Here is a 14,156-nt window from a genome sequence, read left to right as displayed (position 1 = left end):
TTGGCTTGTTTTTGTTAAAGAAGTGAAGAACGAATAGAAAAGACATAAAGACAGATAAAGAATGTAAAGAATACAAAGAATTATCTTGGCGGCGAAAGTGCAGTGGACCCACCTAATCCATGCCGAACTTAGAAGTGAAACGCTGTAACGCCGATGGTAGTGTGGGAATTTCCCATGTGAGAGTAGGACACCGCCAGGTATTGAATGAGAGAAGAAGGCCATTGAGGAACTCAGTGGCGTTTTTTTATTTGTTTTATTTTATATCTCCTATTTTGGGTTTTATTTTGGGGCGTCTTGTTTCGGTTAATTTAATATTTGTCTATCTTAATTTATCTTCTCGTTTACTTTCAGTTATCTTGGTTCTAGATGTTATTAGTTAGGGAAAAGCTGGGAAAAGAACCTAATTAGACTTTTTGTACTTTATATATCCCATTTTACTTTTCTGAATATACCTATTTTTATCATTTATTTAATATTAAGGCAGAATTATTTAAATAAGTTGGCTTCGAGAAAGTTCAAGTAGCTATAAGTATCATTTAAATGAGTATATAGATGTACTTAGAAAATATATAAGAAAAATCTGGCAAAATTACACCGCACTTTGGTTTTATGCTTTTTAAGAGAGAGCCTTAGCAAGCGATAAATAAGAACGAAGCATTTTCACTCTTATTTATATTTTTGCATTATTGTAAGAGCGGTATTTTTTCTAATTATTTATTCGCCAAAATCACCGCTCTTTTTGGTGCTGGGTAGCCTTCAATGGTTTTGCTATGATCGTTTGGAGCAAGGAAATCAATCAAGCTTTCATTTTCTAGCCATAAAATTAAGGCGTTGACCGAAGGGATAAAATACACGTTTTTCATTTTGGCGTAGCGATCTTGCGGCACAAGCACGGTGTTTTCATCACCATTAATCACTAAGGTTTCAAGTACCAATTCACCGCCAGCTCTTAGCTGATTTTTCAATTGTGCAAAATGTTCAAAAGGCGATTTGCGATGATATAACACACCCATTGAAAACACAGTATCAAACACACCTAAAGGTTGCATTTGCTCAATGCCAAGGGGAATTAAATTGGCACGGCGGTCATTATTTAGTAATTTACGTACCGCTTCAAATTGGCATAAAAATAATTCAGTAGGATCGATGCCGACTACCATTTTTGCGCCTTCGCCCGCCATTCGCCACATATGATAACCACTGCCGCAGCCCACATCTAAAATTACGCGATCTTTGAGTGGGGCAAGGTGTGGCAGCACGCGATCCCATTTGAAATCAGAACGCCATTCACAATCAATATGAATGCCATAAAGATGATAAGGCCCTTTGCGCCAAGGCATCAATCGTTTGAGATGATAAATAATGCGCTGACGCTCGCCTGCGCTGAGTTCAACATCGCCCTCAGATTGCACCGCACTTTTTAAATTAATCTGATTGGCGTGCAAATCAGGCAGAAAATCCACAATTTTTGCCCATTTAGCGTAATCGCCGTGGGTTTGCTTTTCCCACTGTTTAAGTTGAGCGGGTAAGGTTTCGAGCCAAGCAGAAAGCGGGCTGGTTGCAATTTGTTGATAAAAAGGACGAAAATCGATCATAATTTATAAACTGAACATTCCAAAAGAAATGGTTAAAATTTGAGAAAGGTCATATTTTACCTGTATTCTATTTCCCTTTTCGCTAGACTAGCCAGCAGAAAAATAAGTAAATAAGATTAGGGGCTGTAGTAGATTAGCAACAATGCTATACTACAAAAATGAAGATAACATATTGTAAATTAAAGAAATCCATACAGAAAAAACTGCTTGAGTTTTTTGTCGCAGAAGTTACTGCAAGAACGGCAGCAAATTTGCTAGATATTCAACCGAATACAGCCGCTTTGTTCTACCATAAAATCAGGCTTGTGATTGGCTATCATTTATCCCTTGAAGTTAACGAGATTTTTGAGGGGGAAATTGAACTAGACGAAAGCTATTTTGGTGGTCATCGAAAGGGAAAACGAGGACGAGGAGCGGCTGGAAAAGTTGCTGTTTTTGGGTTACTAAAACGACAAGGAAAGGTATTTACTGTTGTGGTTGAAAACACCAAGAATGAAACATTACTCCCTGTTATTAAAAGAAAAATCAAGCCTGATAGCTGGGTTCATACGGACACTTATCGCAGTTATGATGCGCTTGATGTGAGTGAATTTCACCACGAACGAATCAATCATTCCGAGCTATTTGCGGTGAAACAAAATCATATTAATGGCATTGAAAATTTTTGGAATCAGGCGAAGCGGATACTGCGAAAATATAATGGAATTAACCGAAAAAACTTTCCTTTATTCTTGAAGGAATGTGAATTTCGGTTTAACTTTGGGACACCAAAAGAGCAGTTAAAAATATTGCGAAAATGGTGTGAAATTTAGGGCTAATCTACTACAGCCCCTAAGATTAATATGGAAACCGTAGAATTATTAGTTAATGTAACGCCAAGTGAAACCCGCATCGCCCTTGTGGATACGGGGATTTTGAAAGAAGTGCATATCGAACGCCAAGCCAAACGCGGCATTGTTGGCAATATTTATAAAGGGCGAGTAACGCGCGTGCTGCCCGGAATGCAATCGGCTTTTGTGGATATTGGCTTGGAAAAAGCGGCCTTTTTGCACGCTTCTGATATTGTTTCGCACACAGAATGTGTAGATGAAAACGAGAAAAAACAGTTCATCGTCAAAGACATTGCGGAGCTTGTGCGTGAAGGGCAAGATATTGTGGTGCAAGTGGTGAAAGATCCCCTTGGCACGAAAGGCGCAAGGCTGACCACGGATATTACGCTACCTTCTCGCTATCTCGTGTTTATGCCAGAAAATAGCCACGTTGGCGTGTCGCAACGGATTGAAAGCGAAGAAGAACGTGCGCGCTTAAAAGATCTGGTATTGCCGTTTTGCGATGAATTAGGCGGCTTTATTATTCGTACTGCGGCGGAAGGGGCGCGAGAAGAAGATCTGTTGCAAGATGCCGAATTTTTAAAACGCTTATGGCGTAAGGTAATGGAGCGCCGCGCAAAATATCCAACACGTTCAATGCTTTATGGTGAACTTGCGCTTCCGCAGCGTATTTTGCGTGATTTTATTGGAGTCGATTTAGAAAAAATCCGCATTGATTCCCATCTTTGCTTTGATGAAGTGAAGCAATTCACCGAAGAATTTATCCCAAGTTTGACGGACAAGTTAATGTTGCATTCAGGCAAGCAACCTCTGTTTGATGTCTATGGGGTGGAAAATGCTATTCATACCGCATTAGACAAGCGTGTTAATCTCAAATCGGGCGGCTATCTCATTATCGAACAAACGGAAGCAATGACCACCATTGATATCAATACCGGAGCATTCGTAGGGCATCGTAACCTTGAAGAAACCATTTTCAATACCAATATTGAAGCCACCAAAGCCATTGCACAACAGCTTCAGCTACGCAATCTCGGCGGCATTATCATCATTGATTTTATTGATATGCAAAAAGAAGAGCATCAAACCCGCGTGCTGGAATCCTTACAAGAAGCACTGGCGAAAGATCGCGTAAAAACCAGTGTGAACGGCTTTACTCAGCTCGGTTTGGTGGAAATGACACGCAAACGCACCCGCGAAAGTTTAGAACACGTTCTATGTGATGAATGCCCTGAATGTAGCGGACGTGGACGGGTGAAAACCGTAGAAACCATTTGCTACGAAATTATGCGTGAAATTATCCGCGTACATCATCTTTTCGACAGCGAAAAATTTGTGGTGTATGCTTCAAGAGCCGTGGCGGATTATTTGATCAACGAAGAAAGCCACGGACTCGTGGCAGAATTAGAAGTATTCATTGGTAAACAAATTCAAATAAAAACCGAAGTGTATTACCACCAAGAACAGTTTGATGTGGTAGTAATGTAAAACTTCACCAAAAAGCACCGCACTTTGTTTGCAAGATAGATTAAGGCAGAACAAAGTGCGGTCGAAATTTTAGATATTTTTTAACTAGGGCGAGCAGGCTTGTTCGCCCCTTAATTATTTACAGAGAAAACAATGCTAAATAAAGTAACCCAATCCCTACTTGCGTCGAGTCAGTTGGCAACGAAAGATTTAATGAATGTGTTTAACCTAATGGATCACCGCAATATTGATTATGCGGATTTATATTTCCAGCTTAGCCAAGATGAAAGCTGGGTATTAGAAGACGGCATTATTAAAGAAGGCGGCTTCCATATTGATCGCGGTGTGGGCGTGCGTGCGGTGAGTGGTGAGAGAACCGGCTTTGCTTATGCGGATCAAATTAACTTGGCGAGTCTGCAGCAATGTGCCAATGCAGTGAAAGGCATTGCGCAGCCTACGCAGCAAAGTTTTATTTTACCACAGCCGTTCACACCAGTTTCTGCGGTGCAACGCTATGCGGCGATTAATCCACTGGAAAGCCTTAGTAAAGAAAAGAAAATTGAATTATTGCATCTGGTGGATCGCACTGCGCGTTCGGCTGATCCACGTGTTACCAAGGTTTCCGCCAGTTTAAGCGCAATTTATGAAGAAGTGTTGATTGCTGCCACTGATGGCACATTAGCCGCGGATATTCGTCCTTTAGTGCGTTTATCTATTTCTATTTTGGTGGAAGAAGATGGCAAGCGTGAGCGTGGTGGAGCAGGCTGTGGCGGACGCTTTGGATTAGATTGGTTCTTTGAGATAGACAACGGCGAAATGCGCGCAGTGGCGTTTGCTAAAGAAGCGGTGCGACAAGCTTTGGTGAATCTTAATGCAATCCCAGCACCTGCTGGATTAATGCCTGTTGTGCTTGGTGCAGGCTGGCCGGGCGTGCTATTGCACGAAGCGGTCGGACACGGCTTAGAAGGGGATTTCAATCGTAAAGAAAGTTCCTTATTTACGGGCAAAGTGGGCGAGCTGGTAACTTCACCGCTTTGCACCATTGTTGATGACGGCACATTGCCAAATCGCCGAGGCTCGCTCACCATTGATGATGAAGGCGTGCCAAGCCAATGTAACGTATTGATTAAAGACGGTATTTTGCAAGGCTATATGCAAGATAAAATGAATGCGCGCTTAATGGGCGTTGCGCCTACGGGCAATGGTCGCCGTGAAAGTTATGCTCATCTGCCAATGCCAAGAATGACCAATACTTATATGCTTGAAGGAAAAAGTAAATTTGACGATTTGATTGCTTCCGTAGATCGTGGCATTTTTGCACCGCACTTTGGTGGCGGCCAAGTGGACATTACTTCAGGCAAATTCGTGTTCTCAACCTCCGAAGCCTATTTAATTGAAAATGGCAAAATCACCAAACCAGTCAAAGGCGCAACCCTTATTGGCAGCGGCATTGAAGTGATGCAAAATATCTCAATGGTAGCCGACAGCGTAGAAATCGACCACGGCATTGGCGTATGCGGCAAAGAAGGTCAAAGCGTCCCCGTTGGGGTCGGCCAACCCTCATTAAAAATTGAAGAAATTACGGTGGGTGGGACGAGTTAGTTTACTTTTGTAAAAAACCTAGCACTATCACTAGGTTTTTATGAATTATTTATTAACGTTAAACGCCTCTAAAGCTCTTAATGAATAAGTATAGGCAGCGCCAGCGTTGAGGGCAATTGCCGTAGCTAATGCTGCGGCAACTTCTTCTTCCGTTGCGCCTGCTTTGACAGCTTCATCTGCGTGTACTGCAATGCAGCTTTCGCAGCGTGTGGTTACGGCAACGGCAAGAGCAATGAGCTCACGGGTTTTGGCATCGAGTGCGGAGGCTTCCATTGCACTTGATAATGCGCCATATGCCTGTAGCATTTTCGGGTATTTTTTGCCAAGTTCACCGAACGATTGTTTAACGTGGGCCTTTTCTTGTTTCCAGTCTTTAAACATTGTTTACTCCTATTTAATCAAATCATAGCTGTTTAACTTGTGTTATTATGAGATGATTTGTTAGAGTTATCTTGCAAAATCATCTCAAGTTTTGGTTAAAAAAGTCTAACAAAATACGTTATGATGCTGGTTTAGCACAAGGAGAAAGCATTGGATATTTTGGATCATTTAATTGAACTGGCTCAAATTGAAGGAGAAATTCACACCCATTGTTTGTTTCAGGGGGATTGGCAGTCGCTACAACCAAGTGCGGGGCAAAATATGGGCGTTTTTCATATTATTGTGCGCGGTGAGTGTGAAGTTATTGTCAATAAAGAAAAAATTTTGCTGAAAGCGGGAGATATTTTCTTTTTGCCTGAGGGGGATTTGCACTATATTCAAAGCCGAAAATTTGCAGAAAATATACAAACCTTAATTGATAAGCGTGAAAATGGACTATTTCAAGTGGCGAGCAATGGTGTAGAAAAAAGTGATTTTGAAATGTTCTGTGGGGCGTTTTATTACGATAAGCAGTCTATTTTATTCAGAATTCTGCCGCATATTTTGCATTTTTCGATGTATCAAACGCCGATTGAGCAACTTGTTGCATTATTCCGTATTGAAGCCGAAGGGAAAGCGCAATTTGCAGGCAGATCTATTATTAATGCCCTTTCATCGGTGCTATTTTCCTACATTTTACGGCATTATATTGAAAAGCACGAAAGTAAAATGGGGCTGCTCGCGGTGCTACAGGACAAGCGTTTAGCGGTAGCGGTGCGAGCAATTTTGCAGAATCCAGAGAAAAATTGGAATATGGAAACCTTGGCAGAAATAGCGAATATGTCGCGCGCCAATTTTATTCGCGTTTTCCAAAAGAAAATGGATACGACACCCGGGAAATTTCTTTCCCAAGTTCGTATGCAGCAGGCATCAATGCTATTAAAAACAACGCAGAAAAACATTCTTACCATTGCTTTGGATATTGGCTATCAGTCAGAGGCTTATTTTAGCCGCGTCTTTAAGCAATATTACGGCATTTCGCCAAATCAATATCGTAAACAAGGAGAAACAGATGGCTGATCCACATATTCAATCACCGATGGATTGGTGTGATTATTTTACCGTCATCATTTATCGTTTAGGTTTTGTCTTAGCGGCAATAATGACAGCGCTTTTGCCTTATTATCCAGAGGTGGCTTATTTAGGATTACTCAGTGCGGCGTTATGTTGTGCTTCATCATTACATATTTATTTGAAAAATATCCGTTTTCTACTGCAATTTGCCACTTGGGCGGCATTGTTATGCCATTTATATGGAATGCCGCAACTGGCTATGGGCGGCGCTTTGCTGACACTTGGCGGTTTGGCATTTAAAGAATATTTTTGTTTTCGTATTTGGGGATTAAATTGGCAACCTGTTTTTCTTGCTTTATTGTGGTTTGCAAAAGTGCTGAATTATTCTTTACTTCTCAATGGATTATCCGTTATTTCTGGATTACTCTTTGCCGTGCTTGCGATCCAAAAATGGCGAATGCCGCTACATTTTGATATTGGCGATAAGGGCAAATATCAAATTTAATAGCCAACAAAATGAAATGCTGAGATAAATTTTATTTACAAAGAGATTATTGTCTTGACTGATTTCGCATTATAGAATTCAGCAGTTTCATTCCTACTTTTATCAAAGTAGGATTTTATTGATATTTTTATGAGTAGGATAAAACCGTGATTTCACCTGAAAGCCAAGTGCTAGAACGCCATCTTTCTTTATTTGAAAATCGAAATGTATTATTTGCTGGGGCATTGAATGATGATTTTCCACAGCAATTACGCAACAAAGCGCAATCAGTTCATTGCTGGACGTGGTATTTTGACTATGCCGAAAACAAAAGTGCGGTGGATTTTTCCGTAGATTTTGTGCCAAAGGCCGATTTAATCGTTTATTATTGGACAAAAAACAAACAAGAAAATCAGTTGCAATTAATGCAGCTTTTATCGCAATGCACGCCTGAGCAAGAAGTGTTGATTATTGGCGAAAATCGCAGTGGCGTGCGTTCGGCGGAAAAAATGCTTTCCCCGTTTGGTGAGATTGGCAAAATTGATAGCGCAAGACGTTGTGGGCTTTATCATTTTTGTTTGAAAAATCTACCGCACTTTGATTTAGCCAAATATTGGAAATCTTATCAGCACAAGCAACTTGGTGAGCTGACGATTTTTAGCTTGCCGGGGGTATTCAGCGCGGCGGAATTAGATGTGGGAACGGCATTATTGCTTTCTACATTAGATCCTCCGATCAAAGGTCGTGTGCTAGATGTCGGTTGTGGTGCTGGTGTGATTGGAAGTTATATTAAACAGCATAATCCAAGTGTGAATCTTGTGATGACGGATATTCACGCTTTAGCTATCGCATCTGCAGAGCGCACTTTGGCAGAAAATCAGCTTGAAGCAGATGTGTTAGCAAGTAATGTATTTTCACAAATAGAAGGCAAGTTTGACTTGATTATTTCTAACCCGCCTTTTCACGATGGCGTGGATACTGCGTTTCGCGCTGTGTCTGAGCTTATTCAGCAAGCTAAATGGCATTTAAACGAAGGGGGAGAGCTGCGCATTGTGGCTAATGCTTTTTTACCTTATGCAGATTTGTTGGATCAGCATTTTGGCTCGCATCAAGTGTTAGCCAAAACCAATAAATTTAAAGTGTACTCAGTGCATTATTAAGATAAATAAAGTGCGGTGGTTTTTTGCTAAATTTTAACAAATTTTCCACCGCACTTTTTTAATCGGCTGTTGTAAGCCATTGTAACTAAACGAGCTATTCTTTTTTCAGCAAGAACACGCCATAGTCAGCAAAATGCACATAGGCTTGCTTGATAGCAGGATCAAAACTATCAGGTTGGCAGTTGATGAGTAGCGGTTTGCCGCCCCATTGCGCCACAATTTCCCAGTGATTGCCCATATATACCGCGCTTTGAATTTCACAGCGTTGAGCCGCATCGCCTTGTTGCGAAAGGCGCACTGCTTCAGGGCGAATGCCGACTAAGCATTCTCCGTCTGGCAAACCGAAGGATTGCACATTTGGCAAGGTGAACGCATATTGATTAACTGTTATCGTGCCGTTTTCAAGTTTGCCGTCAAAGATGCTACTTTCCCCCATAAAATTCGCTAAAAACAACGAGTTAGGGTGCTGATAAAGTTCTTTTGCAGAAGCCTTTTGCATAATTTTACCTTTGTGCATTACGATCACTTCATCAGACACGGCGAATGCTTCGCTTTGATCGTGGGTAACATAAAGGGAAGTGATGCCAAGGCGTTGTTGCAGCTCGCGGATTTTCTCACGCATACTACGGCGTAAATTCGCGTCAAGGTTGCTCAGTGGTTCGTCAAACAATAGTACTTTAGGTTTTAGCACCAGCGCACGCGCCAAAGCGACACGTTGTTGCTGACCACCTGAGATTTGATCCACATAGCGATCTTCAAAGCCCGCCAAATCCACCAATTCCAAGGCTTCTTTAACCCGTTGCTTGCGCTCTGCTGATCCCACGCCCTGCATACGCAAACCGTAGCCCACATTATCCCCAATGGACATATGCGGGAACAGCGCATAAGACTGAAACACGATACAAATATCACGATTTTGAATGGAAGATTTGGTGACATCTTCTCCATCAATAAAAATCTGCCCAGAAGTAGGGCTTTCTAGCCCTGCTACAAGGCGTAGCACGGTGGTTTTTCCGCAACCAGAAGGCCCGAGCAGGGTAACCATTGAGCCTTGTTTAATGGAAAGATTCAGATCATCGATCACCACCGCTTTACCAAAGGATTTGGTCACATTTTTTAAAACTAAAAAGTCATTATTCTTCATTTTTACAACCTATTAATTCATTTTTTTCGCTTTAGAACGAGCAATTCGCGTGTCGCCCACCAACCAGTCAAATAGCAAAATAATTGCCATCATTACCACGATTAAAATTGAGCCATAAGCAATGGCAACGCCGTATTCGCCGTCTTCCACGCGGTTTAGAATATAAGAAGTGGCAACCCTTGTATCCGCGGTAACTAAGAAGACAATGGCGCTGACCGTAGTCATTGCGCGTACAAAACTGGTTACCAAAGCGGAAAGCAACGCAGGTTTGAGCAGTGGAAACACAATATACCAAATGGTTTTTAACGAGCTGCCTTTAAGCGAAAGCGAGGCTTCATCAAGGGATTTGTCAAGCTGTCCTAAACCCGCCACAGCAGCACGCATACCCACAGGCATATTACGCATTACCATTGAAAGCACGATGATGATGCTTGTTCCCGTGATATAAATTGGCGCATTGTTAAAGGCAAGAATATAGGAAACCCCCGCCACCGTTCCCGGTACGGCAAAGCAAAGTAAGGTTAAAAATTCAAGGGTTTTCTTGCCTTTAAAATCACGGCGCACGGTGATGTAGGCAATCAATAAGCCAAAAATCGCTGTAATTGGAGCGGCGGTGGCGGCAAAAATCACCGTATGAATAAGTGATGGCCAAGCGCCGTCACTAAAGCCTTGTCCGAATAAGGTGAGATAATGTTTAAAGGTGAAGGTGTAATCCACGCCCCAGTTCATCGTGAAGCTGCCGTAGAAAATACTGCCGTATAGCACCGCATTAAACAGCACCCAGAAACCAAGGGTAAAAATAATGAAAAATTTCATCGCACTTGGCAAATCTTGCACATCACCACGATAGGATTTGCCTGAAACGGTAACATAAGAGCGATTGCCGATCCATAAATATTGGATCACAAAAATCGCCAAAGAGAAGATCAGCAAAATACTGCCTAAGGTGCTGGCAGAAGCGTAATCTAGCTGCGAGCCTGCAATGTAGAAATAAATTTGCGAAGAAATCACATCAAAGCTACCACCTAGCACAAGTGGGGTACTAAAATCGGCTAAAGATTGGATTGCAACCACTAAAAAGGCATTGGCAAGCGCCGGTTTGAGTAGGGGGAAAATAATATTGAAAAAGGCTTGATAGCGGTTTGAACGCAGCGTATATGCCGCTTCTTCAATAGACGGGTGAATGGATTTTAACGCCCCTTCTAAAATCATAAAGGCCATTGGGGTTAGCGCAAGGGTATGGGCGATAATGATTCCTGTAAAACCATATAGCCAATTACTATTAAAACCAAAATATTGCACTAAAAATTCCGTAACATAACCTGAACGCCCAAGCATTAAGGTTACCCCTAACCCCACCACAAAAGGCGGGGTCACAATCGGCAAAATGGAAAAAATCTTTCCGATCACGGCGGTGCGTTTGGCAATGCGTGTGGTGTAAAGGGCAAAAATCAAACCAAATAATGTGGCTAAAATGCCCACCGTAATTGCTACACTAAGGGAGTTACCAATAATCCGAATGATGTAAGGTTTTTCCACAATGCTGATTACTTGGCTTGGCACAAATTCCCCGTTGTCATAAAACATCGAGATAAAAATCGCCAAGGTGGGATACACAATAAAAAAGAAAATCAGCAAGACAATGCTAATGAGCGAGGCGATGATGAATTTATCCCCTTGCATCACCTCCTTCATTTTTGCCAAGCCTTGAGTGGCAAGGGCAATCAGGCTCAACATTAGGACAAAAACAGAATAACCAAGATTGAATTTTTCTATTGTGGCAGAAATAAACACAAATAGGAAAATTGCCAACACCGCCAGAAATTCTGCCAGACCTTGCTGTCGTTCCCCTTTCCCTTTGAAAACAGCAGACAGAATTGGCACAAAGGCTAATGCAGCAAACCAAAACCAACTTAAATTAAAGCTCGCCCAGCCCATTGCTTCATAAATTTCATCAGGCGTGGATTCCGCCAAACCATAATACAACGCCATAGAAGGCAAACAGATAAAGCCCAACAACGCGAGCAAAATCCAAAATAGGCGACTATTAAACATCTGTGACAGCTTTTTCATAACATCTCCGTGAAACACCGATTATTTCGCCAATTTTACTTCATTCACCCATCTGTCAATAAGATGACGGCGTGTTTCGTTTGAACCAAATTTATCAAAATTATAATCGATCAAATTCAAATCAGCAGGTTTGAGTGCGTAAGGTGAAGGCTCGGCATTAATGTTTGTGGCAACGTGATGAGATTGCGCTTCTTTCCACGACAATTCTTGCGCCTCTTTTGACATTACCCAATCAGCAAATAATTGTGCATTTTTTAAGTTACGCGCATTTTTAATAACGCTTACGCCACCAAGCTCATAACCTGTGCCTTCGCAAGGTACGACAAGCTCAATGGGCGCACCTTGCTGTTTTTCAAAAGAATAATTTTGTAAAAAACCGATACCAATCGCCGTTTCGCCCCTTGCTGTGTTGCGTGATGGGGCTGTTCCTGCTTTTGGATATTGTGAAATATTTTGATGGATTTGTTTTAAGTAATCAAAGGCTTTATCTTCTCCCCAAAGTTGCGTAAAAGTTGCAATGGCGGTGTAAGCTGTGCCAGAACTTTGTGGATCAGCAATTTGTACTTCATTTTTTAAGCGAGGATCTAACAGATCTTTCCAGCATTTTGGTGTTTCAGTAATACCTAGTTTTTTCAAACGTTCTGTATTAACGCCAAAACCTAAAACACCCATATAAATAATAGAACTTTTTCCATTGCCAAGTTTTTGGAATTGGGTCATTACTTCATTGCGTTTCGGGAAATCATAAGATGCAATTAAGCCTAATTCACCTGCTTGGAGGTGGGTATCAAAAGGGCCGCCAACCCAAACATCTGCTTGAGGATTATTTTTCTCAGCTTCCATTTTGGCAAGGGTACTGCCAGAGCTATTACGAATAAAGGAAGTTTTTACATTGTATTTTTTCGCAAATCCTTGCACTGCCTTTTCGCATACAATATTCTGCGCGCTACAATAAACCACCAATCGCCCTTCAGCGAAAGCCATATTAGAAAGACTTAATCCTGTTAATAATAGACTAGATAAAATTAGATTGGACGTTACTTTTTTCATTACCCACCTCACTATGACAACGCTAAATTATTGTGCTAACTTCACTTCATTAACCCATTTGTTAATCAAGCGTTTGCGTTCTTCTGATGCACCGTATTTCTCAAAATCATAATTGATGAGATTAAGTTTGGTTGGATCAAATGCAGTTGGCGATTGTTCGGCGGTGGTGTTGGTAAGCGTTTGGAAAGCGCGGCCTTTTTTCCACGCTAATTCTTGGCCTTCTTTTGATAATGCCCAATCCACGAATAATTTAGCATTATCTAAGTTACGCGCACCTTTTAAGATACTCACACCGCCGAGCTCATAGCCTGTGCCTTCGCAAGGTACGACTAATTCAATTGGCGCGCCCTGTTGTTTTTCAAGGGCGTAATCGTGTAGGAAGCCAATTCCTACTGTGGTTTCACCTCTGGCTGTATTGCGTGAAGGGGTGATGCCCGATTTGGTATATTGGGAAATATTTGGGTGAAGTTGTTTGAAGAAATCAAAGGTTTGATCTTCGCCCCATAATTGCACAAAGGTAGCAATGGCGGTGTACGCAGTGCCTGAACTTTGTGGATCAGCCACTTGAATTTCGCCTTTTAAGCGTGGATCGGTTAAGTCTTTCCAGCATTTTGGCACCTCTGTAATACCTAATTTTTTTAAGCGTTCCGTGTTTACCCCAAAGCCTAAAATCCCCATATAAATGGCGGAGGTGTAGTTGCCTTTAACTTTAGCAGGATCTTGGAATCTTGGCATAATTTGATCGACATTTGGCGAGCGATAGGCTTCTAATAAACCAAGTTCGCCGGCTTGAGATTGTGGATCGAGCGTGCCACCATACCACACGTCAGCTTGTGGATTTTTCTTTTCCGCTTCAATTTTCGCAAAGGTACTGCCTGAACCATTACGGATAAAAGAGGTTTTCACATCATATTTTTTGCCGAAGGCTTGGGTTTCAGCTTCACACATTTCATTTGTGGCGCTGCAATATACCACCAAGCGTCCTTTGGCTTGCGCTTGCATACTGAAGATTAAGGCAGAAGTGGCAAGTGCGGTGGAAATTGCGAGAGAAATTGCTTTACATTTCATTGTGGTACTCCTTATGGTTTGGCGGAAAATCGCCTAGATCATTGATTAATCTAAATTAAATGAACCTAATCCTATCCGAATGGAGTAAAAAATGCTGTGAACCACTTCACAAAATGAGAGATTTCTTTCGTTTTATTTCGTCAAAAGGGTGAAATTCTTAGAGGCTGTAGATAGCTCAAATGCAAAATGAATTATCAACAGCCCTATAAAAAAGCGAAATTTTTCTTTATAATTCTAAAATCACTGTAA

At 41.6% G+C, this 14,156-nt stretch carries 12 protein-coding genes and 1 rRNA gene; 7 read left to right on the top strand and 6 right to left on the bottom strand.

What is annotated here, in order from left to right:
- Nucleotides 1-84 precede the first annotated feature (84 nt).
- Nucleotides 85-199, top strand: a 5S ribosomal RNA gene (gene rrf / locus ELZ61_RS09980).
- A gap of 511 nt (nucleotides 200-710) precedes the next feature.
- Here rrf and cmoB read toward each other — a convergent pair.
- Complete coding sequence (gene cmoB / locus ELZ61_RS09975) at nucleotides 711-1,595, bottom strand: tRNA 5-methoxyuridine(34)/uridine 5-oxyacetic acid(34) synthase CmoB (RefSeq protein WP_126373345.1); 885 nt, start codon at nucleotides 1,593-1,595, stop codon at nucleotides 711-713.
- 158 nt (nucleotides 1,596-1,753) lie between these two features.
- On the opposite strand from cmoB, the gene ELZ61_RS09970 reads away from it, so the two are divergent.
- From ELZ61_RS09970 to tldD, 3 genes are all read left to right on the top strand, one after another.
- Entirely contained in the window at nucleotides 1,754-2,407 is a 654-nt protein-coding gene (locus ELZ61_RS09970) for an IS1595 family transposase (protein ID WP_126372815.1), read from the top strand.
- Nucleotides 2,408-2,437: 30 nt separating this feature from the next.
- Entirely contained in the window at nucleotides 2,438-3,913 is a 1,476-nt protein-coding gene (gene rng, locus ELZ61_RS09965; RefSeq protein WP_126373343.1) for a ribonuclease G, read from the top strand.
- 132 nt (nucleotides 3,914-4,045) lie between these two features.
- On the top strand, nucleotides 4,046-5,494 hold the full coding sequence (tldD, locus tag ELZ61_RS09960) for a metalloprotease TldD (RefSeq protein WP_126373341.1): 1,449 nt from the start codon (nucleotides 4,046-4,048) through the stop codon (nucleotides 5,492-5,494).
- 45 nt (nucleotides 5,495-5,539) lie between these two features.
- Here the strand turns inward: tldD and ELZ61_RS09955 are convergent, their stop codons facing one another.
- Nucleotides 5,540-5,875 (bottom strand): carboxymuconolactone decarboxylase family protein, encoded by a 336-nt coding sequence (locus ELZ61_RS09955; RefSeq protein ID WP_103853457.1) that lies wholly within the window; start codon nucleotides 5,873-5,875, stop codon nucleotides 5,540-5,542.
- Nucleotides 5,876-6,025: 150 nt separating this feature from the next.
- On the opposite strand from ELZ61_RS09955, the gene ELZ61_RS09950 reads away from it, so the two are divergent.
- From ELZ61_RS09950 to rsmC, 3 genes are all read left to right on the top strand, one after another.
- Nucleotides 6,026-6,934 carry a helix-turn-helix domain-containing protein gene (locus ELZ61_RS09950; protein WP_126373339.1) on the top strand — a complete coding sequence of 303 codons (909 nt, stop codon included), beginning with the start codon at nucleotides 6,026-6,028 and terminating at the stop codon, nucleotides 6,932-6,934.
- Entirely contained in the window at nucleotides 6,927-7,433 is a 507-nt protein-coding gene (locus ELZ61_RS09945) for a DUF2301 domain-containing membrane protein (RefSeq protein WP_126373337.1), read from the top strand. The genes ELZ61_RS09950 and ELZ61_RS09945 overlap by 8 nt, the downstream gene beginning before the upstream one ends.
- A gap of 146 nt (nucleotides 7,434-7,579) precedes the next feature.
- On the top strand, nucleotides 7,580-8,572 hold the full coding sequence (gene rsmC / locus ELZ61_RS09940; protein WP_126373335.1) for a 16S rRNA (guanine(1207)-N(2))-methyltransferase RsmC: 993 nt from the start codon (nucleotides 7,580-7,582) through the stop codon (nucleotides 8,570-8,572).
- Between the two features lie 94 nt (nucleotides 8,573-8,666).
- Here rsmC and fbpC read toward each other — a convergent pair whose 3' ends face one another.
- The 4 genes from fbpC to ELZ61_RS09920 are packed head-to-tail and all read right to left on the bottom strand — an operon-like array spanning nucleotide 8,667 to nucleotide 13,907.
- Nucleotides 8,667-9,716 (bottom strand): ferric ABC transporter ATP-binding protein, encoded by a 1,050-nt coding sequence (fbpC, locus tag ELZ61_RS09935; RefSeq protein WP_126373333.1) that lies wholly within the window; start codon nucleotides 9,714-9,716, stop codon nucleotides 8,667-8,669.
- Between the two features lie 12 nt (nucleotides 9,717-9,728).
- A complete protein-coding gene (locus ELZ61_RS09930; RefSeq protein WP_126373331.1) occupies nucleotides 9,729-11,789 on the bottom strand; it encodes an ABC transporter permease in 2,061 nt (686 codons plus the stop codon).
- A gap of 21 nt (nucleotides 11,790-11,810) precedes the next feature.
- Nucleotides 11,811-12,839 (bottom strand): ABC transporter substrate-binding protein, encoded by a 1,029-nt coding sequence (locus ELZ61_RS09925; protein ID WP_126373329.1) that lies wholly within the window; start codon nucleotides 12,837-12,839, stop codon nucleotides 11,811-11,813.
- Nucleotides 12,840-12,866: 27 nt separating this feature from the next.
- The gene (locus ELZ61_RS09920; RefSeq protein ID WP_126373327.1) at nucleotides 12,867-13,907 is read right to left on the bottom strand and encodes an ABC transporter substrate-binding protein; all 1,041 of its coding nucleotides are present in this window, start codon (nucleotides 13,905-13,907) and stop codon (nucleotides 12,867-12,869) included.
- Nucleotides 13,908-14,156: the final 249 nt, after the last annotated feature.

The sequence above is a fragment of the Avibacterium volantium genome, assembly GCF_900635775.1.
GTDB lineage: Bacteria > Pseudomonadota > Gammaproteobacteria > Enterobacterales > Pasteurellaceae > Avibacterium > Avibacterium volantium.
The sequence above is the reverse complement of the archived record's forward strand: the minus strand, read 5'-3'. Positions and strand labels throughout refer to the sequence as shown.